Origin of the sequence: Micromonospora sp. CPCC 206061, from assembly GCF_036906915.1 — a bacterium.
Lineage (GTDB): Bacteria > Actinomycetota > Actinomycetes > Mycobacteriales > Micromonosporaceae > Phytohabitans.
This window is the reverse complement of sequence record NZ_JBAKHX010000086.1, coordinates 1-24,459: the sequence shown is the minus strand read 5'-3', so window position 1 is coordinate 24,459 and position 24,459 is coordinate 1. Positions and strand designations below refer to the sequence as shown.

The window sequence follows — 24,459 nt, the reverse complement described above, 5'->3', positions numbered from 1 at the left end:
GCCGGGCGCCGGCGTCGGGTAAAAGAGCTGGCCGACGGCCGATGGAGGTCAGCAAAGTGAGTGAGCTGTCGGCGCGGTTTGACATGCCGCTAAGTGAACAGGCGCCCGGGATGGCCCGTCGCGCGGTGGGCGCGGTGCTGGCCGCCTGGGGCTTCGGTGACGAAGACTGGTTGGACGGCGCGCGGGTGGTCGTCAGCGAGCTGATCAGTAACGCGGTACGCCACGGCAACGGCTGCGTCGAGCTGCGCGTGCAGGCGCACGGAGACCGGGTCATCGTGAGCGCCGCGGACGGTTCGTCCGTGGTACCGCGGCGCCGCCGGGCGGACGACGCCGGCGGGCGCGGTCTTGCGGTGATAGAGGCGTTCGCGCCGAGGTGGGGCGTCGAGGACCACGAGGGTGGCAAGCGGGTATGGGTGGAGCTGTCGGCGTGCCTCGGTTGGAGGTCGCGGCAATGAGCGGCTCCTGGCCGGTCTCCAAATACCTCACCGTGCGCTGCACCGACGAGGACGGCGTCGTGACCCTGACAGCCGTCGGGGAGGTCGACCTGGAGTCGGCCGGCGTGCTCGGGCACGCCATCGAGCAAGGCGTCGGGCTCCGTCCGGCGGAACTGGTCGTCGACATCGCCGGCGTGTCCTTTTTGGACGCCTCCGGGGCGGGCGTACTGATCGACGGTCGCCGCCGCGCGCGGGACCGCGGCATCCGGTACCGGGTCTGTGGCGCGACGCGCGTCGCCAAGCGGGTCCTCGACGTGCTCGGCGTCCACACCGTACTGGCGGAGGGCTGACCGCCGTGGGGAGAATCGCCCCACGGCGGTCCCTCGTCACCGGTACGTGAGGTCGGACGAGGAATAGAAGCAGTTGGTACTGTCGGCGCCCGTCCCGACTTGCGTGGGCTCGTCGCCGCTGTTGTTTCCGTTGTACTTGCGGCAGATCACCATCGCGCGGCTGGAGTCGTTGACGATCGTGATCGAGGTGAACCGGGCGGTGTCGCCGTAGTTGACGTTGATGCCGGCGACCGTGTTGCCGGGCCGGGTCAGCGTCACGTTCCGGATCACCACGTTGCGCCGGGTCTGCGTCGAGCAGTTGCCGCAGGACCGGTAGAACGTGCCGAAGTTGGTGGCCTGGAAGTTCTGGATCGTCAGCGTCCCGGCGCCGTTGTGCTGGAACACCTTGTCGCTGGCCGACCGGGCGCCGCCGCCGTCCACCAGGAACGTGGGGGAGCCGGTGCCGCGGAACGTGGCCGCGTCTTCGCCGACGTCTTCCCACCACACGTTGCGCAGCGTGCACGAACCCGAGCAGTGCACGCCGTCGCCGGCGGGGGCGCCGATGATGACGTTCGACAGCGTGGCACCGGGTGCGAGCTGGAACATCGGGTCCTGGCTCTCCTCCTGGCTGCCGTCACCGATGCAGCAGTACCGCCTCATGCCGCCGTCGAGCCCACTGGCCGGCACCTGGATGGTGCCGTTGACGGCGACCTGCCCGGTCGGGGTCGGCCACGTGCCGCTCGGCGGTGGCGTGGAGGTGCCGCCGCCGACGTTGACCAGCTGCCAGTGCTGGTTCCAGCCGTTGGTGTCGGTGAACTGGGAGATCCGCCCGCCGTCCGCGGTGGACCACTCCCACACGTCCAAGGCTTTGCCGCTGTGCCTATTGATCAGCTTGACGTATCCGCTGTCCGTGTCCAGGACTTGGAACTGCTGGTTGGTGCCGTTGGTGTCCGGCCACTGGCGGTACTCGGCGCCGTCGGCGGTGTTCCACTCCCACAGGTCGACGACCTTGCCGGAGTGGCGGGCCTTGAGCCGGTAGTAGCCGCTGCCGGAGGAGACGAACTGGAACTGCTGGTTGGCCTGGTTGGCGCGGGCCCACTGCTGGATGCACGCCTGGTCGGCGGTGGACTGGCCGCACACGTCGATGGCTTTGCCGCTGTGCCGGGAGACGAGCTGGTACCAGGCGTTGGTGTCGATGGTGGCCGCGGAGGCGCCGGTGACGCCGATCGTGGTGACCACGCCCGCGGCGGCCAGCGTCACGGTCGCGAGGACTGCGGCGCGCCACCGCCGGCGTCTGGGGTTGGGATGGTTCATGCGAGAGCCTCTCGTGGGGTCTGCTGCGCAGGAAAGCGCTTGCCCGGGAGGGTATCGAATCATCTCTATGTGAACAAGGGGGAGGTCAGGAGGCGCCGGGCAAGGTGATGCCGGCCCGGTACGCGAACACGACCGCCTGGGCGCGGTCGCGCGCCCCGATCTTCGCCAGGATGCGCTTCACGTGCGTCTTGGCGGTCGACTCGGCGATGACGAGCAGGTCGGCTATCTCCTCATTGGACAGTCCCTGCGCGATCAGGCGCAGCACCTGCACCTCCCGCTGGGTCAGCGCCGCGACCCGCTGTGCCTCGCCGGAGCTGGCGGCGCCCGGACCGCCGGTGGGCCGCAGCACGAAATGCTCGACCAGCTCCCGGGTGACCGCCGGGTCCAGCAGGGTTTCGCCAGCGGCCACCGTGCGGACCGCGTCGACCAGCCGCTCCGGCGACGCGCGCTTGAGCAGGAACCCGCTGGCTCCCGCGCGCAGCGCCCCCCACACGTACTCGTCGTGCCGGAACGTGGTGAGCACCAGCACCCGCGTCGCGAGCTCGGCCGCGACGATCCGCCGGGTGGCCTCGATGCCGTCGACGCCGGGCATCCGCACGTCCATCAGCACCACGTCGGGCTCCAGCGTCCGGCACAGCTCGACGGCGCGCAGGCCGTCGGCCGCCTCGCCGACCACCTCGATGCCTGCGGCGTTGTCCAGCACGACACCGAGGCCCGCCCGCATGAGCGCGTCGTCGTCGGCGAGCAGTACCCGCACACTCATGCCGTCTCTCCTCCGCGCGGTATCGGCAGCACGGCCCGGACACCGAACCCGCCGCCCGCGCCGTTGCCATGCTCCACGGCGCCCCCGAACACGGCCACACGTTCGGAGATGCCCAGCAGCCCGCGGCCCGGCTGGTATCCCGGCAGCGGGCCCCGGCCGTCGTCGCGGACCTCGACCTCCACCCGCCGGCCGTCGACGCACACCGCGACGGTTGCGGACGTGGCTTTCCCATGCCGCAAGGCGTTGGTGAGCGCCTCCTGCACGATCCTGTACGCCGACTGGTCGAGGCTGCCGGGCAGGCGCGGGTCCGGCGGGTCGACGCGCACCGTCACCGCCATCCCCGCCTCCGCCATGCGCTCCACCAGGCGCGGCAACGCGGCCAGGCCGGGACGCAGGTCGGCGCCGTCGTCGCGGCGCAGCACACCCAGGACCCGGTCCAGCTCGTCCAGAGCCTCCCGCCCCGTTCGCTCCACAGCGGACAGGATCGCGCCCGCCCTGTCGGGGTCGCTGCCCAACACCACGCGCGCGGCGCCGGTCTGCACCAGCATCACGCTCATCGTGTGCCCCAGCAGGTCGTGCAGCTCCCGGGCGATGCGGTGCCGTTCATCGACGACCGCGTCCCGGCGCATCAGCCGCCGGTCGCTCTCCTGCCGCTCCCGCCGGCGCGCGGCGGCATAGCCGGTGGTCCAAGCGCCCAACCACACGAACACGATGACGGCGGGCACGGCGGCCGGCGGGCTGCCGTCGTCGCCCACGAAGAACGCCACGATCGTCACCAGCAACAACGGCGGCCCCCACAGCGCGCGCCGCGGGTTGCCGTGGGCGCCGAGCGAGTACAGGCCGACCAGGTTGGCCAGTGGGGCAAGCCCGGACGGGTCCAGCCACAACGCGTCGACGGCCAGCGCCGCCGCCCCCACCGCGTACCCGGCCAGCGGCCACCGGCGGCGCACGGCGAGGCTGCCGCCGATCACCGCGGCCAGCGCGAGCGCCGCCGGCAGCCGCGTGCCCAGCGACGGCGTGGTGGTCAGCCGCTCGCTCAGCATCATCGCCACCGCGACGCCGGCCAGGGCGCCGTCGACGGCGCGGGACGGGAGGGCGTTGAGCCACGAGACGAACCCGGCGAGCCGGTGCATGGCGTCAGCTCACCACGCCGGCGCGAGCCCGTCCACGACCGCGCTGCACGCCTGGTCGAAGTGCGACGGCACGCCGCGCCCCCGCTGCCTGCCGGAGCAACTCACCCATGACCAGGGACGCTATGGCGGGCCGGCGCGCCAAACGTCCCCCCGGCGAGGACCCCCGACGTACCCCGGTGGGGGTAGCGGGCGCCGTAGCCTGGGCGAGTGATCAGCGTCCTGGCGGTGGAGAGCTACCGATCGCTGCGCAGCCTGGTTTTGGAGCTCGGCCCGCTGACCGTCGTCACGGGCGCCAACGGCACCGGCAAGTCCAGCCTGTACCGAGCGATGCGGCTGCTCGCCGACTCCGCCCGCAACGGCGCGGTCGCCGCCCTGGCCCGCGAGGGCGGGCTACCCAACACGCTGTGGGCCGGCCCGGAGACCATCGGCAAGGCGGTGCGCGCCGGCCGGTACCCGGTGCAGGGCACCGTCCGGCGCGGCCCGGTGAGCCTCAAGCTCGGCTTCGCGGGCGGCGACTACGGATACGCGATCGACTTCGGGCTACCGCCGCCCGGCACCGCGTCCGCGTTCGAGCTGGACCCGGAGGTCAAGCGGGAGGCCGTCTGGTCGGGCCCGGTGCTGCGCCCCGGCACGCTGCTCGCCGAGCGCGCCGGCACCGCGCTGCGGGTGCGCGACGGCCGCGCGTGGCTGGCGCTGCACGACGCGGTGCGGCCTTTCGACAGCATGCTGAGCGAGTACACGGACCCGCGCCAGGCCCCTGAGCTCCTGACCGTACGCGAGCGCATCCGGTCGTGGCGGTTCTACGACCACATGCGCACCGACGCCGACGCTCCCGCCCGCCGCCCGCAGATCGGCACCCGCACGCCCGTGCTCAGCCCCGACGGCGCCGACCTGGCCGCCGCCCTGCAAACCATCGCCGAGATCGGCGAGCCGGACGCCCTCGCCGAATCGGTCGACGCCGCGTTTCCCGGCAGCGAGCTCGACATCGCCGTGCGGGACGGCCGGTTCGAGCTGCGGCTGCGCCAGCCGGGACTGCTGCGGCCGCTGTCCACCGCCGAGTTGTCCGACGGCACCCTGCGGTACCTGCTGTGGGTGGCGGCGCTGCTCAGCCCGCGCCCGCCGGCGCTGCTTGTGCTCAACGAGCCGGAGACCAGCCTGCACCCCGACCTGCTGCGGCCGCTGGCCGGCCTGATCGTCGCCGGCGCTGCCCGCACCCAGGTCGTCGTGGTCAGCCACGCGCGCGGCCTGCTCGACGCCCTGGCCGCCGCCACCGCTGACCTGACCGCCGTCGAGCTGGTCAAGGACCTCGGCGAGACCCGGGTGGCCGGCCGCGGCCGCTTCGACGAGCCCGTATGGCAGTGGCCGAAACGCTGACCGGCCGCCGGCGTCAGGCCGGCGTGACCAGCGGCGTGAGGTCGCCGGCGTGGTCGCGGGCCCCCTGCTCGAAGGTGCGGGCGGGCGCACCGGTGATCGCCGGGACGGTGTCGGTCACCGGCTCGGGGCTGTCGACGAGTGACGCCCAGTAGGCCAGGGCCTGGTCGGCGAGGGCCGGGTCGGCCCAGCTGAGCATGGCCACGCGCGCCTCGTCCGGCGAGATCTCCTCCAGCTGGGCCGGCCACCTCGCCCAGGACGCGCACCTGCGCCGCCTGCGTGATCGCCCGCACGACCGCGGGCACGCCCTCGGCGGACAGGAACGGCCACAGCAGGAACACGGAGTCCACGCCGGCGAGCGCGGGCCGCAGGGCGTCGGGCGCGGGTGAGGTCACCGGCGACGATCTCGACGCCGTCCGGCAGCCCGGCAAGCGCGGGAACGCGCGACAGCGCCCGTACGGCGGCACCGCGCGCGTGGAGCCCCGCCACCACGTGCCGTCCGATGTTGCCGGTCGCGCCGATGACGAGGACCTTCTTGGTATCAGTCATGTTGCCAGCCTCGAACTTAAACAATTGTTGAAGTCAAGCTACGGTGCCGGGTGATGGCAGAGGGCGGCTGCCTGTCGTTCGAGGAGTGCACCTTGGTGAACCCCGGCGACGAACTCGCCGGCCGTGGACCGGGCGCCCACCTGCTCGACGCTGAGCCGCCCCTCAAGCGCACCTGACACCGTCACGTCCGCCGGTGGTAGAGGTTGCGGCGAGGCTTCCGCTCACTGTCCACATAGTACGGAGGAATGAACTCGGGCATGCCGTCTCCGCTGAGCCGCACCTGCCACTCCCCGCGATGGATCAGTCGATGGTGATACCCACACAACAACGCGCCATTGTTGAGCGCGGTTGCTCCGCCGGCCGTCCACGGCTGGATGTGGTGCCCGTCGCACCAACGAGGCGGCCGATCACAGCCCGGAAACGCACACCCGCCATCCCGCACGACGAGCGCCCGCCGAAGCGGCCCGGTGAACAGTCGTCGCGCCTGTCCCACGTCGAGGATCTGCCCGTCGCCGCCCAGGACCATGGGGATGATGTGGGCGTCGCAGGCCAGCCGTCGCACCTGCTCCGGGCTGAGCCGTTCCCCGGTGTCGAGTTGTCCGGTGCCGAGTTGGTTGCGGATCACGTCATACGGGATCGTGACCACGATCTGCGGCCGGTCCCCGCCGCTAGCCGGCAGTTCTTCGGTGCGTAGCGCCAGCCGGCACACCTCGACCAGGGCGTCCGCTCGCCGTTGGGTTGCGGTGCGCTCGTCGGGTTTGCATAGCGGGTCGAGGGCGGCGTTGACGATGGCGGCGGCCTCCGCGTCCAACCAGCCGGTGACCCGGTATCTACCGTCGCCGTTGTTGGTCAACGTGAACGCACGCGTCTGTTGGGCGCGTTTCTCGTCCCGTTCCGTGGCCCGCCGGTCCGCGTCCTCGGCTATGTCGGGTGCGACGTGGTCCAGGATGCGGGCGGCGATCTTACGGAAGATGACGGGTTCCCAGTCGGCGTACTGCTCGACCAAGGTTGTCTCGGCCAGGTCCACCACATCCGACGACGTCTCACCGGTCAGGTCGCGGATGGTCTTGGCCACGATCTGCGCCTGTTCCACGTTGAGGGTCGCGGTAGAAAGGGCGGCGTCCAGCACCGGCCGCTGATCCACCACCCGGGCCAGGTCGACCATCCGCCGTGCGGTGTGGATGCTCATGTGCAGGCGTCCGCGGAGCCAGACCGCGGTGTTGGCGGCCTCCTGCGCGATCGGCAGGTTCCGCCCGTCGATCTCTCGGATCAGGTGCAGCTTGATCGCCGCCAGCATCTGTTCGGCGTCGTGCACGGCGTGGATCGCGTTGACGAGGTCGGTGTCGGGCAACGACCAGACCGGGGTGCCGGCACACTGGCCGGCGACCTCTCTGAACTGCTGCAACGTTTCCCGCACACATTGATTCTCGTGCGTCCGTCTGAAGACCGTTGCCCGGCAGGCGGCGCGCCTGGCGCGACACGCCGGCCGACGAAAAAGTCAGGCGGGCGGCTCTTCTCCGATCAGTTTCCGTAGCATCCGCGCGAAGTCCGCGTGCTCAGCCCTCGTCAGCGCGGCGAAGCTATCCCGGTTGAACGCCTCGACGACGGGATACGCCGCGGCGAGCAGTTTCCGGCCGTCGTCTGTCAACGCGAGTCGTGCCGGCTTCCCGGGCGTGACGTCTCCTCGCGCGATCAGCCCCGCGTTTGCTAGCACGGCCAATGACTCGCTCATGCTCTGCGGGGTGACCATGACGCGGCGCGCCAGCCGGCCTGGCTGACATCCGGGTCGTGCGCCAACGTGGCCAGCACGCTGAACTGGCGAGGGTTGATCCCGTGGGCGCGCAGGGCGGCATGCCATGGGCGTGCCATCTGGTCGGCGGCACGCAGGAGGGAGGTAGCCGAGTTGCGATTCGGGTTCGAGTGGGGCGAACGACTCGGTCACGATGACGATCATTGCACCGTCAGGTACCTGATGGTAATCCTGGAGGGGGACGGTGACATGACGCGTGTATCAGGCTGGCAGAGACCTGCGCATCCCGCCAGATCGACCGTAGGGTGGCTGGGTGATCGCTCATCCGGGCCTGCGCTTCACCTCCCACACCGTCGACATGCCGTTGGACCACCGCCGTCCGGGTAAGGGCACCATCGAGGTGTTCGCGCGCGAGGTGGTGGCCGCGGACCGGGCGGGTGACGACCTGCCGTGGTTGCTGTACCTGGAGGGTGGTCCGGGCGGGAAGTCGCCTCGGCCGCTGCGGGCGGAGGGTTGGATCGCGCACGCGGTGAAGACACACCGCGTGCTTCTGCTCGACCAGCGGGGCACGGGCCGCAGTACGCCGGTCACCGCCCGGACGGTACACGGAATGCCCGCCGACAAGCTGGCGGCGTATCTCATGCTTTTCCGCGCGGACAGTATTGTCCGCGACGCGGAGGTGCTCCGCGAGAAGATCGCTGGCGGCGCCGCGTGGGACACGCTCGGCCAGAGCTACGGCGGCTTCGTCACCATGACGTACCTGTCCTTGGCGCCGCAGGGCCTGCGCACCTGCTATGTCACCGGGGGCCTGCCGGGCCTGACCGCGACGGCTGACGAGGTGTACGCCCGCACGTACCCGCGCGTCGCCGCCAAGAACGCCGAGTTCTACCGCGCCTTTCCCGAAGATGCCGCCGCAGTCCGCCGGATAGCCGATCACCTCTCCGGCGCGGACGTGCGCCTGCCCGACGGCGACCGGCTCAGCGTCGAGCGGCTGCGCCTGCTCGGCAACCTGTTCGGCATGAGCTACGGCTACGCCCAGGTGCACTGGCTTCTCGACGAGGCGTGGCACGGCGCTGAGCTGTCGGACACCTTCCGGTACGAGGTCATGGGGTTGACGGGCTTCGTTGACAAGCCGCTGTTCGCGCTGCAGGAATACTGCTACGGCCAGGGTGGCACGCCGTCGGCGTGGGCCGCCGCCCGTGCGCTGAACCACCATCGGGACTTCGCGCAGGACGCCGGTCTGCTGCTGTTCACCGGCGAGATGATGTACCCGTGGATGTTCGAGCAGATTGCCGCGCTCACACCGTTCGCGGCCGCCGCGGACATCCTCGCCGGCACCACCGACTGGCCGGCCCTGTACGACCGTGGCCGCTTGGCGGCCAACGAGGTCCCGGTCTGTGCCGCTGTCTACGCCGATGACATGTACGTGGACGCGGGCCTGTCGCTGGAGACGGCGGCGGCGGTCGGCAACGTGCGTACGTGGGTGACGAACGAGCACGAGCACGACGGATTGCGCACCTCCGGCGAGAGCGTCCTGAGTCACCTGATGGGCATGGCGGCCGGCCGCGCCTAGGTTGACAGCGGTCGATCAACGCCCTACGGTTTTCCCCACGACGGTCCGGGCGACCGCGTGGCAGCACACCCTGTTCGTGATTTCGAACGACCCGGGGATTCCATGTCCACGTCGCCCGAGACCCGCGGCCCTGCCGCCTCCTCTGCCGCCTCGTGGCGACCTCCCCACGCCTAGGCAAGCCGGAGGATGTGTGATGAGAAGACGGGAACTGCTTGCGCTCGCCGGTCTGGTGCCACTGGCCGCCGCATGCGGAAACGACGACGACGGCGCCGCGGAGAACATCCAACTTCAGTTCATGTACTGGGGCTCGACCTTCGAGCAGAAGGCCGTCGAGAAGATGCTCAAGGCATTCGAGCAGAGCAACGCGGGCACCAAGGTCAAGCCGCTGTTCACCCCGGACGAGTACGACGTCAAGCTCAATACGTTGGTGGCCAGCGGCAACGTGCCGGATGTCGGCTACGTCCCGATGGCGATGTCCTACCGGCTGGCCGAGCAGGGCAAGCTGGTCAACCTATTCTCCTATTTGGACAAGTACCCGCAGCTGGCCAGCTACCTTCCGGACGCCTACCTGTGGTACGGCAAGGACCAGCTGCACGGGGTGGCGACGGCCAACGAGATCGAGCTGCTGTGGTACAGCAAGGCAGCGGTCGCCGAGGCGGGCATCTCCGCGCCTCCGGCCCAGGCGTCCAGCGCGTGGACGTGGGACCAGCTCGTCGAGAACGCCTACAAGCTCACCGTCGACCAGAGCGGCAAGCACCCTGACGAGTCCGGCTTCAACGCGGGGCAGGTCCGGCAGTTCGGCATTTCGAGCAGCATCACCTACGCCGCGGCCTGGTACGGCTTTCTGCGTAGCAACGGCGCCGACTTCGCCGACCCGACGGGCACCAAGTGCCTGCTCGACACGCCCGAGGCGATCGAGGTGTTCCAGAACCTGCAGGATCTCATCTACAAGCATCGGGTGGCTCCTGGTCCGGGGCAACTCGCCGCGACCGGGGACGACGTGCCGGGCACCAACATCCTGCTGAAAACCAAGCGGGTGGCCATGATCGTCGACGGTCACTGGAGCCTGCTGGACATGAACGAGAGCAAAGTGGACTACGGCATCGGCGTGCTGCCCAAGTACGACGAGCCTTTCACGACCAGTCAGGTCGCCGGCGCCTCGGCCGTCTTCGCGGGCAGCAAGCACGTGGAGGAGGCGATCGAGCTGTTCGCTTTCCACATCGACCCGCGCTACGTCGACCTGTACGAGCAGGGCCTGTGGATGCCGCAGGAGCGCAAGTACTACGAGGATCAGGCCGCCATCGACTCGTGGACCAAGAACGACTCGCACCCGTCCGAGTTCCGCACGGCGGTGGTGGACTACGCCAGGGATCACGGGGTGCCGGATCTGCGCGGGCGGCTGAAGAACCTGTCGGCCATCAACAGCGACGTGCTCACCCCGGCGTTGCAGGAGATCGAGACCGGGAAGCGGCCGGCCGCGGCGGTGCTCAAGGAGGTCGCTCCCAAGGTCACCAGTCGGATGCAGGGCTGGCACCACACGCAGGAGCTATGACGCGGTGGCGGCTCTCTCCGGCCAGCATCGCCTCTCCGGGCAGCGACGCCTGGAACGGCGCTGGGGTCTGCTCATGGCCGTACCGGCGATCCTCGGCTTCGCCATCTTCACGGCGGGGCCGATGGTCGCGTCGCTCGGCCTCAGCCTCACGGACTGGCAGGTCGGTGGCGCCCCCTCATTCGTGGGGACCGGGAACTACACGGCGCTGGCCGACGATGAACTGTTCTGGAAGTCGCTGAGCGCCACCACCTATTACACGCTCGGCGCCGTACCGGTCTCGCTGATCGTCGCGTTCGTCGTGGCCATGCTGCTCAACCAGCGGGTGCGCGGCCTGCCCGTCTGGCGCACGATCTTCTACCTGCCGACGCTGGTGCCCGCCATCGCCAACGTGGTCCTTTGGATCTGGATCTTCAACCCGGACTTCGGCCTGCTCAACTCGTTGCTGCGACAGGGCGGGCTGCCGACCGGAATGTGGATCTACGACGAGAACCTGGCCGTTCCCTCGCTGATCGTCATGAGCACATGGGCTTTCGGAAACACCATGGTGATTTTCCTGGCCGGGTTGCAGGGGGTGCCGCAGCACCTGTACGAGGCGGTGTCGGTGGACGGGGGTGGGCCGTGGCAGCGGTTTCGGCACGTGACCGTGCCGATGATGACCCCCACCATCTTCTACAACCTCGTCGTCGGTGTCATCGGCACGTTCCAGGTGTTCAACCAGGCATACGTCATGACCGAAGGAGGTCCCAACAACGCCACCCTGTTCTACGTCTACTACCTGTTCCGTAAGGCGTTCCGGGAAAGCGAGATGGGCTACGCGAGCGCGCTGGCGTGGGTGCTTTTCATGATCATCATGATTGTCACCTTCCTGATGTTCCGCAACGCCCGGCGCTGGGTCTACTACGAGATGGCGGGTGGGCGATGAGGAGCAGGGGCAGGATCCTGCTGTACCTGGCACTGGTGGCCGGCGCCGTGCCGACACTGCTGCCGTTCGTGTGGCTGGTGCGCAGCGCGCTGATGCAGGACGCCCAGATGTTCATCGCGCCTCCACAGTGGATTCCCGACCCATTCCAGTGGTCGAACTTCACCGACGCGCTCACGGCGCAACCGTTCGGCCGGTACTTCCTCAACACAGTGGTCATCGCGGTCATCAGCGTCCTCGGCACGGTGCTGACCTGCTCGATCGCGGCGTTCAGCTTCTCCAGGCTGCGCTGGCGGGGCCGCAACGTGGTCTTCGCCGTGCTGCTCAGTAGCGTGATGCTGCCGTACGCGGTGACGCTGATCCCGACCTTCGTGATGTGGCAGGAACTCGGTTTGCTCAACACGATCGCGCCGCTGACGGTGCCCAGCTGGTTCGCCGGAGCCGGCGGGGGAGTGCTCAACGTCTTCCTGCTGCGGCAGTTCTTCCTGACTATCCCGTTCGAGCTGGACGAGGCTGCCTACATCGACGGCGCCTCGCCATGGCGGGTGTTCTGGATGGTCGTCATGCCGCTGTCGAAACCCGCCATCGTCGTCGTCACCATCTTCACGTTCATCGGCACCTGGAACGACTTCCTCGGACCGCTGCTCTACCTCAACGACGAGGAAAAGTACACGCTGTCCATCGGACTGGCGTCGTTTCAGAGCATCTACATCACCCAGTGGGGCTATCTCATGGCGGCGTCTGCCGCCGTCATCGCCCCCATCATCGCGCTCTTCTTCTTCCTGCAGCGCTACTTCATCGAAGGGGTCACCCTCACCGGCATCAAGAACTGAGGTCCGACATGAAACGCGTCATCGCCCCCGCAGTACTCGTGCTGCTCGCCTCGCTCCTACTGGTCGCGACACCGGCACATGCCGTTGGCACGGCCACGGTGGTCGACAGGTTCGGCCGCGTCGTCAACGACTACGGCGTGAAACTCGTCGACTGGGAAGGCTATCTGGCCAACCCGTACGTCGAACTCACGGTGCGGCCGCCAGCGAGCGGCCCATTCCCGGTGACCATCGACCTCAAGGCCGAGGGCACCTCCCGGCTGATGATGGACCTGCCCAGCCAGCTCACCGCCACCGGAGCCACCAAGCAGCTCACCTTTGCGAACGCCTCCGAACAGAGGACCTTCAAGCTGGCCATCCACTCCAAGCGAGCCCCGGGCGCCGACGAGCTCTACACGCTCCGGCTCAACATCCGGGCCTCGGACAACAGCACGCTCGTCCAGACCATGCCCATCCGGGTCCAGCAGGACCAGAAGACCGCGCTCGAACCGACCATCCCGATCAACTTCGACTACCGGTACGACAACATCACCGGATACTTCAATAACGCGGCCTTCCGCACCGCCGCCGAAGAAGCCGTGAAGGACTGGTTCCGCTTCTTCGACCTGCAGCCGTTCGACACCGTCGCCGCCGGAGCCGAACCCAACCACCTGCCCGGCAACGACTGGCAGAACACCATCAACGTCACCAACAACGTGGCCTACAACGGCGCGTACGTGTACTTCCGCGGTATCCAGACGCCGTACTCCACCGGCTATCCAGCCGCCAACGGCCGGTACCACACCCGTAACGGGCAGCAGCTGCCCGGACCGATCCACCGGTCGACCGCGATGATTTTCGAGTACGACGAGGCGGGCAAGCAGCTGTTCACCTCGCTCGCCGACGAGGACTGGTACCGGACGGAGATCGCGGGCTCGGTGCTCGACGTGCACGGCCTGGTCATGCACGAGTACGGGCACGCCGTCGCCTATCACAGCGACTGGGCCGGGATGCGCAACTACGTCAACACCCAGGGCGCGAACGACCAGGAGGTCATCGCGTACCAGGGCCGCACCGTGCCGCTGGACAGCAGCTATCACATCCCCGGCACGTCCCCGTACTGGGACCGCCTCAGCGGCCAGAGCGGCGGCTGGACTCACCTGTTCCCCACCCGCAGGTGGATGCTGACGAAACTGGCACTGCTGGTCGCCGAGAACGCCGGCTGGCCGGTGAATCGCAACCTCACGCCGTTCCTGGCGCCCTCGATCGTGACCACCAGCCTGCCGAACGCCCCGACCGGCCAGGCCTACCAGCAGACCCTGGCGGCCAAGGGAGGCGTCCCCTTCTACGACTGGCGGGTCACCGGCGGCGCGCTGCCGGCCGGCCTGAGCCTCGACCGCTTCACCGGCACGATCAGCGGCACTCCCAGCACGGCTGGGACGTACTCGTTCACCGTGGAGCTGCGCGACTACGACAGCGCCAGCGCCCCGGTGAGCCGCACCTTCCAGCTCACCGTCGGCGGCGGTAACCCCGGCGGCGGAAACCTCGCCACGCAGGCGACCACGTCGTGTTCGTTCACCTCGTCATGGGAGAGCTGCGCGGCGATCAACACCGGCGGCGACCCGGCCAGCTCGAACATCGGCGCGCCGAACCAGGGCAACCGCTGGGGCACCTGGCCGCAGCAGGGCGAGCAGTGGGCCGAGCTCACGTGGTCGTCGGCGCAGAGCCTTCGGCAGGCGCAGGTGTACTTCTTCGACGACAACCAGGGCATCGACCTGCCCGCGTCGTGGCGCCTCCAGTACTGGAACGGAAGCTCCTATGTGGACGTGCCAGGCGCCGGCGGGTATCCCGTCGCTGCCAACCAGTACAACACGGTCGACTTCTCCGCGGTGAATACCACACGCCTGCGCGTCGTATTGCAGAGCGCACCGAACCTCTCAGTCGGTCTGTTGGAGGTGAAGGCCTTCAGCTGAGCGCCGCCACGATCGCCGTGACGACGGCTTGCCAGTGCCGGCGCTGCTGCTCGCGTTCAGCAGCGCCGGCCAGCCGTTCCTGATGGACCCCCAACCTGGTACGCCCCTCGCCCGCGGACGTCACCACCAGTTGCAGTGTCGTGTCATGCGTCCAGTCGGGTGGCTGCCAGGTGAGCCGGATCCGGTCGAGCTCGTGGAAGCTGCGGGTCTCGCCCCGCACACCGGCCGCGGTCTCGTAGCCCTCGCCACGCTCCGACGGGACGGTGACGCCTTCGCCCAGCCAGATCGCGACACCGGCGGGCGACGTGATGAAGTTCCACACGTCTTCGACGGGCCGGTCGATCGTCTTCGACACCCCGATCTGCCAGCCGGCGTCGCGGGTGCGTCCCACCTCGGAGCGCCGCCATCCCGCGTTCACGGCGTCACCGCGGCGACCGCGCTGACCTCGACCAGCGCTCCCGGTACCGCCAAGCCGGCCACCCGAGCCACCGCGACCGTCGGCGCGGCGCCGCCCATCGACGCGGCCGCGACCGGGTAGGCCGCGGCGAGGTCGACGCCGTCGACCAGCAGGATGGTCATCATTACCAGATCATGGACGCTTGCGCCGGCGGCGGCCAGCGCTACGTGCAGGTTGGCCATCGTCCGTTGGACCTGAGCGGCCACGTCGTCGCCGCCGACGAGAACCCCTTCGCCGTCGACGGCGTTCTGGCCACCGACGAAGATCATGGTCGCGCCCGGCGGCACCACGGCGACGTGGTTGAAAGCGGGCGATTGGACGAGTCCTTCGGGACTGAGCAGCGTTTTCTGTGTCATGCCTCCAGCTTGGCACCCTACCCGGACAGATACTGTCAGGGTATGGATCGGATCATCGTCTGATGAGCACCACCAACCGGCGTCTTGAGACGCTTGCCCTGCTCCAGGCGCATCCGGGCATCTCCGCCACCCAGCTCGCGGCCCGGCTCGGCGTCACCGAGCGCACCGCCCGGCGCGACGTGGCGCACCTGCGCGAGCTCGGCTACCACATCGGCGGGGAGGCCGGCCGCGCCGGTGGCTACCGGATCGCGTCCGGCCGCACGATGCCGCCGCTGCTGCTCGACGCGGACGAGGTGGCCGCCGTCGCCCTCGGCCTGCGCGCGGCGGTCGCCGTCGAGGGCCTCGACGCCGCCGCGACCACCGCACTGGCCAAGCTCACCCAGGTCGTACCGTCGCGCTGGCGGGCCCGGCTCGCCGCGCTCGCAGACGTGCAGGCGCCCTCCGGGCAGTCCCGCCGCCGCGCCGGCCGCGACGTGCTCGTACCCGCCGCACTCGCCTGCCGCGCGAACGAGGCCATCCGCATCCGGCATCGCCGCCACGACACCGCGCACGCCGCACCGACCGAGGTGCAGCCGTACCGGCTCGTCACCCTGCGCCGCTACTGGTACCTCGTCGCCTGCCCCCGCGGGGCCGAACGCTGGACGGTCTACGCCCTCGACCGCATCGATCACGTCCAGCCGCTCGGGACGCGCTTCCCGGTGCCGGAGCCGCCGTCCGACGCGGCCGCGTTCGTGTCCGACACGCTCGCGCACGGGCCGTGGCGGCACCGCGTCCGGGTGCGGGTACACACGTCGGCCGACCTCGTCCGCGAGCTCGTCGACGCGAGCGTCGGCACCGTGGTCGAGGATGGCGACGAGTGCGAACTCCACTTCGGCACCGACGACCTCGACTGGGCGGCCCGCTGGCTCATCTACCTCAACCTCGACCTCGACGTCATCGAACCGGCGTCACTGACCGACCGGATGCGCGGGCTCGGCCGGTGGCTGCTCGACCGATACTGAACACGTGCGCATCGCGATGGAAAGCGTTGGCGCGGCTCGGCCCGGCCGTGTCAACGAGGACTTCGTCGGCGCCGTACCCGCCGCGGCCGTGCTGATCGACGGCGCCGGCGGTGTGTCCGGTATGGAACTGGTGTGCCGGCACGGCGTGGCCTGGTACGCGCGTCGCCTCGGAGGGGAACTGCTCGGCCTCCTGTCGCTTGGCGCCGACCGGACCCTTCCGGAGTTGCTCGGCGAGGCCATCGAGCGGGTGGCGGACGCCCACCGGGCCACCTGCGACCTGACCGATCCCCGGAGCCCGTGGGCGACCGTGGCGATCCTGCGCCTTCGCGACGGCCGCGCCGACCACCTTGTGCTCGGCGACTCGGTCGCGGTCCTCGACCGAGCCGGCGCGCCGTTCGCCGTCTGCGACCCGCGGGAGGTGACGCTCGCCCAGCCGTTCCGGGCCGCGCTGGAGGCCGCCACCGACGGCAGCGCCGAATACGAGCGGGTCCGCCGCGAGGGCACCGAGGTGATGCGCGCCAACCGCAACCGGCCGGGCGGCTACTGGGTGGCCAAGGAAGACCCCCGGGCCGCGGCCGAGGCGATCGTCGGACGCTGCCCCGCCTACGAGTTGACCGCTGCCGCCCTGCTCAGCAACGGGGCCAGCCGAATCGTCGACCAGTTTCAGCTTGCCGGCTGGCCGGAGGTCATGGCGGTCCTCGCGTCGAGCGGACCCGCCGCGATCATCCGTCGCGTCCGCCAGGCGGAGGCCCGCCAGGCCGTCGCGGGGGACGACGCCAGCATCGCCTACTGCACCGACCTCACGGGGAACGCAGGACTGATGTCACAGTGACGCCACGCTGACTGGTCGAAACGACTGACGCGAACGGACGACCCGGCCTCGTGCCGGGTCATCCGTCAGGCGCCGCGTATCCGGCGTTGACCTGTGTGTAGGAGGGAAGGTCCGGCCGTACCTCCAAGCCGTCGCGGACGGCTATGGCCGTGTCCACAGACGCCGCCAGCGCGGCGCGGAAGAGCAGGGAGCCGGTGCTGATCCGCCGTACGCCGAGCTCTGTCAGGGCGGCGACGGTGTGCCGGCCGGGCAGGAACAGGACGTTGACCGGCACGTCGACCGCCGCCACGACGGCGGCGATGTCGGTGGGCTCCGACAGGCCGGGAACGAACACCCCGTCGGCGCCGGCGTCCGCGTAGAGCCGCACCCGTCGCAGGGTCTCGGCCAGGTCGCCGGGGCGCTGCCAATACGTATCGGTCCTCGCGTTGACGAACAGCCGCGGCACCTCCCGCTTCACCGACCGGACCAGCGCCGCGTGCGCCGCGGCCGGCCCCATGGCGTCCTCCATGTTCACACCGGCGGCGCCGGCGGCGGCCACGGCGGCCGCACCGCCGACCGAGCCGGTCTCGATGTCGGCGGTGAGGTGGACCGGGAGCTTCGCCAGGCCGCGGGTGAGGCGCAACGTCGCGTCCTCGGCGGCGCCGACACCGTCGGGCAGGCCGCTGGCCGCCGCGACGCCGAGACTCGTCGTACCGAGCGCGGGGAACCCGGCCTCGACCAGGGCACGGGCAGAGGCGACGTCCCACACGTTCGGCAGAACCAGAGGGGCGCCGGTGCGGTGCAGAGCGGCGAATTCTCGCATGTGGCAACGCTACGGCCGCGATCCTTCGGTACCGGCCGAAAGGACGCGGCGGACAATGAGAGGGTGACCTCAGCCTCGGACCTGGCCTCGCTCGCGGCTCTCCTGGCCGACGAGACACGCGCGGCCATGTGCCTCGCGCTGCTCGACGGCCGCGCCTGGACCGCCGGCGAGCTCGCGCGCCACGCCGGCGTCGCGCCCTCCACCGCGACCGAGCACCTCCACCGACTCATCGACGGTGGTCTGCTCGTCGAGCGCCGGCAGGGCCGTCACCGGTACGTGCAGCTCGCCGGCCCCTCGGTCGCGCACCTCATCGAGGATCTGTCCGCCCAGACAGCGCCCCGCCCCGTCGCCGCGCGCGGGTTGCGAGCGGTGACCGCCAGCGCGGCCCTGCGCCGCGGCCGCACCTGCTACGACCACCTCGCCGGGCGGCTCGGCGTCGCCGTGACCGACGGGATGACCCGGGCGGGGCTGCTGGACCAGAGCGGCGGCTTCGCCATCACCCCGGCCGGTCTGGCCTGGCTGACCGGCACCCTCGGGCTGAACCCACAGGAACTGCGGCCCGGCAAACGCCCCCTCGCCCGCGGATGCCTCGACTGGACGGAGCGGCGGCAGCACCTCGCCGGCCTCGCCGGGGCGAAGCTGTGCGAGACGCTCCTCGACAACGGGTGGGTCGCGCGAATCGGGTCCGGCAGGGCGGTGCGGCTCACGCCGAGCGGAAAGGCCGCGCTCAGCGATCTCCTGGGGCCCTCCGACATCGATTGACGATTCCCGGCATCGATGAATCGGGTGATGCGGCTACGACCCTGACGAGGGGCGGGCCGAGACCAGGCCGGTCTCGTACGCCACGATGACCAGCTGTGCCCGGTCGCGGGCGTGCAGCTTGCTCAGCAGCCGGCTCATGTGCGTCTTGACGGTGGCGAGGCTGAGCGTCAGCCGCTCCGCTATCTCCACGTTGGACAGGCCATGTGCGACAAGCGTGAGCACCTCGCGCTCGCGGTCGGTCACGCCGTCGAGCCGGCGCGGCAGGGGTCGGGCCGGCTCCGGGCGCCGGGCGAACTCGGCGATCAGCCGCCGGGTCACGCTCGGGGCGAGCAGGCCCTCGCCGGCCGCGACCACCCGCACCGCGGCGAGCAGGTCGTTCGGCGGGGTGTCCTTGAGCAGGAAACCGCTGGCCCCGGCGCGCAGGGCCGCGTACACGTACTCGTCGAGGTCGAACGTGGTCAGGATCAGCACCCGGGCGCTCGCGGTGGCCGCGTCGCCGCAGATGCGCCTCGTCGCCTCGATGCCGTCCATCTCCGGCATGCGCACGTCCATCAGCACCACGTCGGGCTGGTGCTGGCGGGCGAGCGTCACCGCCTCCGCGCCGGTGCCGGCCTCGGCCACCGTGGCGAGGTCGGGTGCCAGGTCGACCAGTACCCGGAAGCTGCCGCGCAGCAGCGCCTGGTCGTCGGCGATCAATACCTTGATCACGCTACGGACCCGTACGGCAGGCGGGCCTTGACCCGGAAGCCGCCCTCGAGGCGCGGGCCGGCGGTAAACTCCCCGCCGTACATGGTGACCCGCTCGCGGATGCCGATCAGGCCGTGCCCGGCGGGCACCGGCTGCACCAAACCGCCCTCGTCGGTCACCTCGATGCTCACCTCTCCGGAGTGGACGGTGACGGCGACCCGGCAGCGGGCCGGTGCCGCGTGTTTGACCACATTGGTCAGTGCCTCCTGGACGATCCGGAACACGGACAGGCCGACCGCCTCGGGCAGTTCGGCGCGCTTGTCGACGTCGAGCTCGACGTCGACTCCACCGGCCGCCGCCCGCTCGGCCAGCGCCTTCAGCTCGGCCAGGCCGGGCGCCGGCGCGTACTCGGCATCCTGCCGCAGGACGCCCAGCGCGCGCCGCATCTCCACCAGCGCGCCGCGGCTGGTGGCCTCGATGACCGCCAGCGCCTCGCGCGCCTGCGCGGGGCTGGCCTCGGCGACGTGGTTGCCGACCGCCGCCTTCACCGCGATGAGGCTCATGCTGTGCGCGACGATGTCGTGCATCTCCCGGGCGATGCGCAGCCGCTCATCGGTGACCGCTCGCTGGGCGAACTCCTCCGCCGCCTGCGCCGCGTACGCCCGGCGCTCGCGCACCAGCCAACCCAGCAGCCACGCACCGGCCACCACCAGGCAGAAGAACCCGATGTCGGTGACCGCCCCCGTGGAGTCGGCCGCGATCAGGGTGGCCACGGTCGCGGTGAGGCAGCCGGCCAGGACGGCCACGGACCGGCGCGGCGGCACGGCGACGCCGGTGACGTACAGCGCGGCCGCGATCGCGAGCGCCGGGCCGCCGCTCGCGTAGTCCGGCACGATCCCGGTCAGCACCGTCAGGTTTCCGGCGGCGCACACCGCCACCGCGACCGCGACCGGCCACCGCCGCCGCGCCGCCAGCGGGCCGCCGACCAGCAGGCCGGCCAGCGCGGACAGCCACCCCGGCTCCGCCGGGCCGCCGGACATCGGTCGCTCGCTCGCCGCGTACCAGCAGATGGCGACGAGCACGACCGCGAGCGCCGCGTCGAGGGCGATGAGGTCGGCGCGGCGCAGGCGGCGGGTGAGGAGCCTGATCACGTACCGACCGTAGCCGCTGGTCGCGCCCGTCGCGTCCGCCCGTGGCCCGTCATCCTCCAGATGTACGCCGGCACGGCGGCCCGGTGCCGCGTACCGCCCAGGGGCGACGGTGAAGTGCCGGCTGCGGCCCGATGTCCGGTGGCCCGGCGGCGGGCAGGGTTTTGGGCATGACGACGACAGTGATGCTCCGGGAGGTGCGGGCCGTGTACGGCACCGGCGCCACCCGGGTGACCGCGCTCGACGGGGTGACCGTCGGGTTCGACGGCGGCACGTTCACCGCGGTGATGGGCCCGTCCGGTTCCGGCAAGTCGACCCTGCTGCACTGCGCGGCCGGGCTGGACCGGCCGGTCGAGGGGACCGTGACGATCGAGGGCACGCTACTCAACGCCCTGGACGAGACCGCACTGACCAGGCTGCGCCGGGACCGGATCGGCTTCGTCTTCCAGGCGTACAACCTGGTCTCCTCGCTCACCGCGGCGCAGAACGTGGCGCTGCCGGTGCGCCTGGCCGGCCGCCGACCCGATCCGGACCAGGTGGCGGCCGCGCTCGCCGCCGTGGGACTCGCCGGCCGGGCCGGCCACCGGCCCAGCCAGCTGTCCGGCGGCGAGCAGCAGCGGGTCGCGCTGGCGCGGGCGCTGCTTCGCCGGCCGGCGGTGCTGTTCGCGGACGAGCCGACGGGCGCGCTGGACAGCGCCACGTCGCGGCAGGTGCTCGACCTGCTGCGCGGGCTGGTCGACCGGGAGGGCCAGACCGTCGTGATGGTGACGCACGACCCGATGGCCGCCGGGTACGCCGACCGCGTGCTCATCCTCGCCGACGGGCGAATGGTCGAGGATCTGACGGACGTGAGCGCCGAGGACATCGCCGCGCGTACGGCCCGGCTGGAGGCGTCGTGCTGAGCCTGCGGGGTAGATGGGTGTCGCTGCTCGGGGCGTTCGTCGCGGCGGCCGTGGGCGTGGGCGTGGTCGCGCTCAGCACGCTGCTGTTCGCCTCCGGCGCGGCCCACGTGCCGGACCGGGTGGCCGCCGCTGCGGTGATCGTGCAGAGCCCACCGGTCAGCTCGGTGGCCGACCCGTTCCCGGAATCCCGGCCGTGGTCGTCGGCGACGGCGACCGCCCTTGCCGGCCGGCTCGCCGCGATCCCGGGCGTGGCGGCCGCCGTGGCGGACCGTACGTTCTACGCCCAGCCGGTGCTCGACGGCCGGCCCGACGAGCGGGTCACGCTCGGCCAGGGCTGGGCCGGTGCCCGGCTCGGCGGCACCGGGCTGGTCGCCGGCGCGCAGCCCGAGGACGACCGGGACGCGGTGCTCGGACGGTCGCACGGCCGAGGCCCCGGAGACCGGGTCACGCTGCTGACCGCGGCCGGCCCGGCGGAGTACACGGTCACCGGCGTCGTCGACGGCGCCGGCGTCTTTCTCAGCGACGCGGCAGCCGCGCGCCTCGCGCCGGGAGTGCGGGCGATCGGCCTTGTCTTGGCGTCCGGTGTGGACACTGACGAAGTCGCCGCCGCGGCGCGGCAGGTGACCGGCGGCGACGGCCGGGTGCTGACCGGCGACGGCCGCTCGGCGCTGGAGCCGCGCGCCGACGCCCGCACCCGCTGGATCGGCATGCAGGTGCTCACCGCCCTGACCGCGCTCACCGGGTTCGTGACCGTGTTCGTGGTGGCGTCGACGTTCGCGTTCACGGTGGCGCAGCGCCGCCGCGAGCTCGGGCTGCTGCGCGCGATCGGCGCCACGCCGCGGCAGGTGCGCCGGATGCTGTACGGGGAGGCGCTCGCGGTCGGCGCGGCCGCGTCGGTGGCCGGGCTCGCGATCGGCGCCGCGCTCGCGCCGGCGCTCGGCGGCGTGCTGGTCGACGCCGGCTTCGAGCCGGCCAGCTACCGGGTACGGTTCGTGGCCTGGCCGGTCGCGGTGTCGCTGGCCGCCGGACCGGTCGTCGCGCTGCTGGGCGTCTGGTCCGCGTCCCGCCGAGCGGGCCGAGCGCGGCCCCTCGAAGCGCTGCGCGAGGCCATTGTGGAGGATCGGCCCATGGGGCGGGTCCGGTGGGCGGCGGGCCTGGCGTGCACCGCCCTGGGACTGGCCCTGGCCGTTGGCACGGCGACCAGCGGCGACGCGCAGAACGGTGCCACGTTCGCGCTCTACAGCGCGATGGCGCTCGTACTGGGCGCGGCGGCGCTCGCACCCGCGGTGGTGCCGCCCGTCGTGCGGCTGCTCACCTGGCCGTTGCGCGGCGCGCGGGGCGCCACCGGAATGCTCGCCAGGGAGGGGGCGCTCACCGCGCGGGGCCGCACCGCCGGCACCGCCGCTCCGGTGCTGCTCACCGTCGCGTTCGCCATCATGATCTCCGGCATGGTCGCCACCTCCGCCGACGCGTACGCCGCCCGCCGAGCAGCGGCCGTCGAAGCGGGCGCGGTCGTCGTGCCCGACGGCACGCCGGGCCTGTCCGACGCGGCGGGTCGCGGCCCACTATCCTCCACTGTATACAGTGGCGAGCGTCCACTGTCGGTGTCCGGTGTGGAGCGTAAGGGTGCGGCTGTCTCGCGCGGCCTCGCCGACCAGTACGGCTGGAGTGTGGGCCAGAGCGTGCCGATGGTGTTCGCCGACGGTGAGACCGTGCCGGTGCGAGTGGAGGCGGTGGTCGACAGTGGACCGGCTCCGGTCGACGTGCTGCTGCCGCGCGACCTCGTCCGCGCGCACGACCCGTCCGCGCTCGCGCCGATGGCGCGGGCGCGGCACTCCGAGCCCGTACCGGCCGGCCTGGGCGCGCGGGTCGTCGACGTGGCCACGTACGCCGCAGAGGCCGACAGTGAGGAGGACCGGCTCGTCTGGATCTTCGCGCTGATGCTGGTCGGCGTGTCGGCCGGGTACGGGGCGCTCGCCGTAGCGAACACACTGCTGATGTCGGCGGTCCACCGGGTGCGCGACTTCGCGGTGCTGCGCCTCGCCGGGGCCACCCGGTGGCAGGTGGCGCGGACCGCGGCGGCCGAGTCGGCGCTCGTGGTCGCGATCGGCACGCTGCTCGGTGGGGCGGTGGCGGTGGCCGCGCTGGTGAGCATCCGGGAAGGGCTGCGCGAGCAGGTGCAGGCGCCGGTCGACCTGGTGGTGCCGTGGCCGGTGGTCGGCGGCGTGATCGGCGTATGCCTGCTGCTGGCCGTGCTGGCGTCGGCGATCCCAGCCCGACTCGCCCGCCCCTGACCCCTGGTCCCACGCCACGCCGCGCCCGCGCCGGGCTCGCCGCGCCGGGCTCGCCGCGCCGGGCTCGGCTCGGCCTCTCCTCGTCGATCAAGGGCAAACGCACGTGGTTGGATCTCTTTTCCACGTGCGTTTGCCCTTGATCGACGGAGATCTCCTTGATCGGCGCCGTTGAGCTAGGCGATCCGCCGCCGCGTCACGGTCGATTGCCGCGATGGGACGGGCGCCGTACGGCGCCCTCACCCGACCGGATTGCCCCGTTCCGCGCTGCGAGCCGCGCGGGCCGTTCACAGCCTTCGCGGAACGACGACCTTGACACCTGGCTCCCGCCCCTAGCTCCACGGCGTTGAGGCCTTGATCGGCGCCCGCTATGGGCGCGGCGCTCGGCAGTGCACGGATCGTTGCGGAGCCTGGCGGGCCGGGGTGCGTCGTCCTACGCGGTGCGTCGTGGTCCGCGTCGCGGCAGGCGCGGGAGGCCGCGGTATCGGGGAAAGCGCGCCCTCAACCCGCGTCCGATAGCGCAAGATACCGAAACCGCGTGGTCGACCCACCTGCCCGCCGCGCCCACCGTGGGTCGCTACAGACCAGGCGTCCGTCCAAGGCGCGATCATGGCCTTTCTCATCGATCAAGGGCAAATGCACGCGAATTTGAGATCCAACCACGTGCATTTGCCCTTGATCGGCGGGGAGAGGCCGCGCCGGGCGGCGCGAGGCGGCGGGCGGGGCGGCGGGGCGCGGCGGGGCGGCGGCGC

General features: G+C 71.3%; 26 protein-coding genes and 1 pseudogene. 15 read left to right on the top strand and 12 right to left on the bottom strand.

From position 1 onward, the window contains the following. The first annotated feature begins 56 nt into the window (after positions 1-56). Together V6V89_RS34875 and V6V89_RS34870 are read left to right on the top strand one after the other, a co-directional pair. Positions 57-455, top strand: coding sequence for an ATP-binding protein (locus V6V89_RS34875; protein WP_334623852.1), 399 nt, complete (start codon positions 57-59; stop codon positions 453-455). After that, entirely contained in the window at positions 452-784 is a 333-nt protein-coding gene (locus tag V6V89_RS34870) for an STAS domain-containing protein (RefSeq protein WP_334623850.1), read from the top strand. The genes V6V89_RS34875 and V6V89_RS34870 overlap by 4 nt, the downstream gene beginning before the upstream one ends. Positions 785-820: 36 nt before the next feature. Here V6V89_RS34870 and V6V89_RS34865 read toward each other — a convergent pair whose 3' ends face one another. The 3 genes from V6V89_RS34865 to V6V89_RS34855 form a co-directional block, all read right to left on the bottom strand. Then, entirely contained in the window at positions 821-2,077 is a 1,257-nt protein-coding gene (locus V6V89_RS34865) for a pectate lyase (protein ID WP_334623849.1), read from the bottom strand. An 85-nt stretch (positions 2,078-2,162) separates the two neighbouring features. Then, a complete protein-coding gene (locus V6V89_RS34860) occupies positions 2,163-2,840 on the bottom strand; it encodes a response regulator transcription factor (protein WP_334623847.1) in 678 nt (225 codons plus the stop codon). Then, the gene (locus V6V89_RS34855) at positions 2,837-3,973 is read right to left on the bottom strand and encodes a sensor histidine kinase (protein WP_334623845.1); all 1,137 of its coding nucleotides are present in this window, start codon (positions 3,971-3,973) and stop codon (positions 2,837-2,839) included. The genes V6V89_RS34860 and V6V89_RS34855 overlap by 4 nt, the downstream gene beginning before the upstream one ends. Before the next feature lie 207 nt (positions 3,974-4,180). Between V6V89_RS34855 and V6V89_RS34850 the strand changes: the two genes are divergently transcribed. Then, on the top strand, positions 4,181-5,347 hold the full coding sequence (locus tag V6V89_RS34850) for an AAA family ATPase (protein WP_334623844.1): 1,167 nt from the start codon (positions 4,181-4,183) through the stop codon (positions 5,345-5,347). A gap of 13 nt (positions 5,348-5,360) precedes the next feature. Here V6V89_RS34850 and V6V89_RS41960 read toward each other — a convergent pair whose 3' ends face one another. Further along, the gene (locus V6V89_RS41960; RefSeq protein WP_442935285.1) at positions 5,361-5,549 is read right to left on the bottom strand and encodes a hypothetical protein; all 189 of its coding nucleotides are present in this window, start codon (positions 5,547-5,549) and stop codon (positions 5,361-5,363) included. Here V6V89_RS41960 and V6V89_RS41955 point away from each other — a divergent pair. Continuing rightward, entirely contained in the window at positions 5,542-5,733 is a 192-nt protein-coding gene (locus V6V89_RS41955) for a hypothetical protein (protein WP_442935284.1), read from the top strand. The two genes, V6V89_RS41960 and V6V89_RS41955, sit on opposite strands and share 8 nt — an antisense overlap. 49 nt (positions 5,734-5,782) lie before the next feature. Here V6V89_RS41955 and V6V89_RS41950 read toward each other — a convergent pair. Beyond that, positions 5,783-5,893, bottom strand: a pseudogene (locus tag V6V89_RS41950) (NmrA family NAD(P)-binding protein); the annotation flags it as partial. Positions 5,894-5,946: 53 nt separating this feature from the next. On the opposite strand from V6V89_RS41950, the gene V6V89_RS34840 reads away from it, so the two are divergent. Then, the gene (locus tag V6V89_RS34840; protein ID WP_334623843.1) at positions 5,947-6,069 is read left to right on the top strand and encodes a hypothetical protein; all 123 of its coding nucleotides are present in this window, start codon (positions 5,947-5,949) and stop codon (positions 6,067-6,069) included. Positions 6,070-6,074: 5 nt separating this feature from the next. On the opposite strand, the gene V6V89_RS34835 is transcribed toward V6V89_RS34840, so the two are convergent. Beyond that, a complete protein-coding gene (locus V6V89_RS34835; RefSeq protein ID WP_334623842.1) occupies positions 6,075-7,310 on the bottom strand; it encodes an HNH endonuclease signature motif containing protein in 1,236 nt (411 codons plus the stop codon). 81 nt (positions 7,311-7,391) lie between these two features. Next, entirely contained in the window at positions 7,392-7,625 is a 234-nt protein-coding gene (locus V6V89_RS34830) for a hypothetical protein (RefSeq protein WP_334623841.1), read from the bottom strand. A 331-nt stretch (positions 7,626-7,956) separates the two neighbouring features. Between V6V89_RS34830 and V6V89_RS34825 the strand changes: the two genes are divergently transcribed. The 5 genes from V6V89_RS34825 to V6V89_RS34805 all read left to right on the top strand — a co-directional run bounded on the left by V6V89_RS34825 (position 7,957) and on the right by V6V89_RS34805 (position 14,469). Next, positions 7,957-9,216 (top strand): alpha/beta fold hydrolase, encoded by a 1,260-nt coding sequence (locus V6V89_RS34825; protein WP_334623839.1) that lies wholly within the window; start codon positions 7,957-7,959, stop codon positions 9,214-9,216. 193 nt (positions 9,217-9,409) lie between these two features. Beyond that, on the top strand, positions 9,410-10,768 hold the full coding sequence (locus V6V89_RS34820) for an ABC transporter substrate-binding protein (RefSeq protein ID WP_334623838.1): 1,359 nt from the start codon (positions 9,410-9,412) through the stop codon (positions 10,766-10,768). A 4-nt stretch (positions 10,769-10,772) separates the two neighbouring features. Further along, positions 10,773-11,690 carry a carbohydrate ABC transporter permease gene (locus V6V89_RS34815; protein ID WP_334623837.1) on the top strand — a complete coding sequence of 306 codons (918 nt, stop codon included), beginning with the start codon at positions 10,773-10,775 and terminating at the stop codon, positions 11,688-11,690. Beyond that, positions 11,687-12,520 carry a carbohydrate ABC transporter permease gene (locus V6V89_RS34810; RefSeq protein WP_334623836.1) on the top strand — a complete coding sequence of 278 codons (834 nt, stop codon included), beginning with the start codon at positions 11,687-11,689 and terminating at the stop codon, positions 12,518-12,520. Before V6V89_RS34815 ends, V6V89_RS34810 begins: the two co-directional genes overlap by 4 nt. 8 nt (positions 12,521-12,528) lie before the next feature. After that, the gene (locus tag V6V89_RS34805) at positions 12,529-14,469 is read left to right on the top strand and encodes an Ig domain-containing protein (RefSeq protein WP_334623835.1); all 1,941 of its coding nucleotides are present in this window, start codon (positions 12,529-12,531) and stop codon (positions 14,467-14,469) included. On the opposite strand, the gene V6V89_RS34800 is transcribed toward V6V89_RS34805, so the two are convergent. Both V6V89_RS34800 and V6V89_RS34795 read right to left on the bottom strand, forming a co-directional pair. Continuing rightward, positions 14,462-14,887, bottom strand: a complete 426-nt coding sequence (locus V6V89_RS34800; RefSeq protein ID WP_334623834.1) for an SRPBCC domain-containing protein — start codon at positions 14,885-14,887, stop codon at positions 14,462-14,464. The genes V6V89_RS34805 and V6V89_RS34800 overlap by 8 nt on opposite strands. Then, complete coding sequence (locus V6V89_RS34795; RefSeq protein WP_334623833.1) at positions 14,884-15,282, bottom strand: RidA family protein; 399 nt, start codon at positions 15,280-15,282, stop codon at positions 14,884-14,886. The genes V6V89_RS34800 and V6V89_RS34795 overlap by 4 nt, the downstream gene beginning before the upstream one ends. Before the next feature lie 62 nt (positions 15,283-15,344). Here V6V89_RS34795 and V6V89_RS34790 point away from each other — a divergent pair, with 62 nt between their 5' ends. Next, positions 15,345-16,283, top strand: coding sequence for a helix-turn-helix transcriptional regulator (locus V6V89_RS34790; RefSeq protein ID WP_334623832.1), 939 nt, complete (start codon positions 15,345-15,347; stop codon positions 16,281-16,283). Positions 16,284-16,287: 4 nt separating this feature from the next. Beyond that, a complete protein-coding gene (locus tag V6V89_RS34785; protein WP_334623831.1) occupies positions 16,288-17,115 on the top strand; it encodes a hypothetical protein in 828 nt (275 codons plus the stop codon). A gap of 58 nt (positions 17,116-17,173) precedes the next feature. Here V6V89_RS34785 and V6V89_RS34780 read toward each other — a convergent pair whose 3' ends face one another. Beyond that, entirely contained in the window at positions 17,174-17,917 is a 744-nt protein-coding gene (locus V6V89_RS34780) for an isocitrate lyase/PEP mutase family protein (RefSeq protein WP_334623830.1), read from the bottom strand. 63 nt (positions 17,918-17,980) lie between these two features. Here V6V89_RS34780 and V6V89_RS34775 point away from each other — a divergent pair, with 63 nt between their 5' ends. After that, a complete protein-coding gene (locus tag V6V89_RS34775) occupies positions 17,981-18,679 on the top strand; it encodes an ArsR/SmtB family transcription factor (RefSeq protein ID WP_334623829.1) in 699 nt (232 codons plus the stop codon). A 33-nt stretch (positions 18,680-18,712) separates the two neighbouring features. Here V6V89_RS34775 and V6V89_RS34770 read toward each other — a convergent pair whose 3' ends face one another. Continuing rightward, positions 18,713-19,387 carry a response regulator transcription factor gene (locus tag V6V89_RS34770; RefSeq protein ID WP_334623827.1) on the bottom strand — a complete coding sequence of 225 codons (675 nt, stop codon included), beginning with the start codon at positions 19,385-19,387 and terminating at the stop codon, positions 18,713-18,715. After that, positions 19,384-20,517: a sensor histidine kinase gene (locus tag V6V89_RS34765; protein WP_334623826.1), complete on the bottom strand. Its 1,134-nt coding sequence runs from the start codon at positions 20,515-20,517 to the stop codon at positions 19,384-19,386. The genes V6V89_RS34770 and V6V89_RS34765 overlap by 4 nt, the downstream gene beginning before the upstream one ends. A 167-nt stretch (positions 20,518-20,684) precedes the next feature. Here V6V89_RS34765 and V6V89_RS34760 point away from each other — a divergent pair, with 167 nt between their 5' ends. Both V6V89_RS34760 and V6V89_RS34755 read left to right on the top strand, forming a co-directional pair. After that, complete coding sequence (locus V6V89_RS34760; RefSeq protein ID WP_334623825.1) at positions 20,685-21,416, top strand: ABC transporter ATP-binding protein; 732 nt, start codon at positions 20,685-20,687, stop codon at positions 21,414-21,416. Beyond that, positions 21,410-23,710: an ABC transporter permease gene (locus V6V89_RS34755; RefSeq protein WP_334623824.1), complete on the top strand. Its 2,301-nt coding sequence runs from the start codon at positions 21,410-21,412 to the stop codon at positions 23,708-23,710. The genes V6V89_RS34760 and V6V89_RS34755 overlap by 7 nt, the downstream gene beginning before the upstream one ends. Positions 23,711-24,459: the final 749 nt, after the last annotated feature.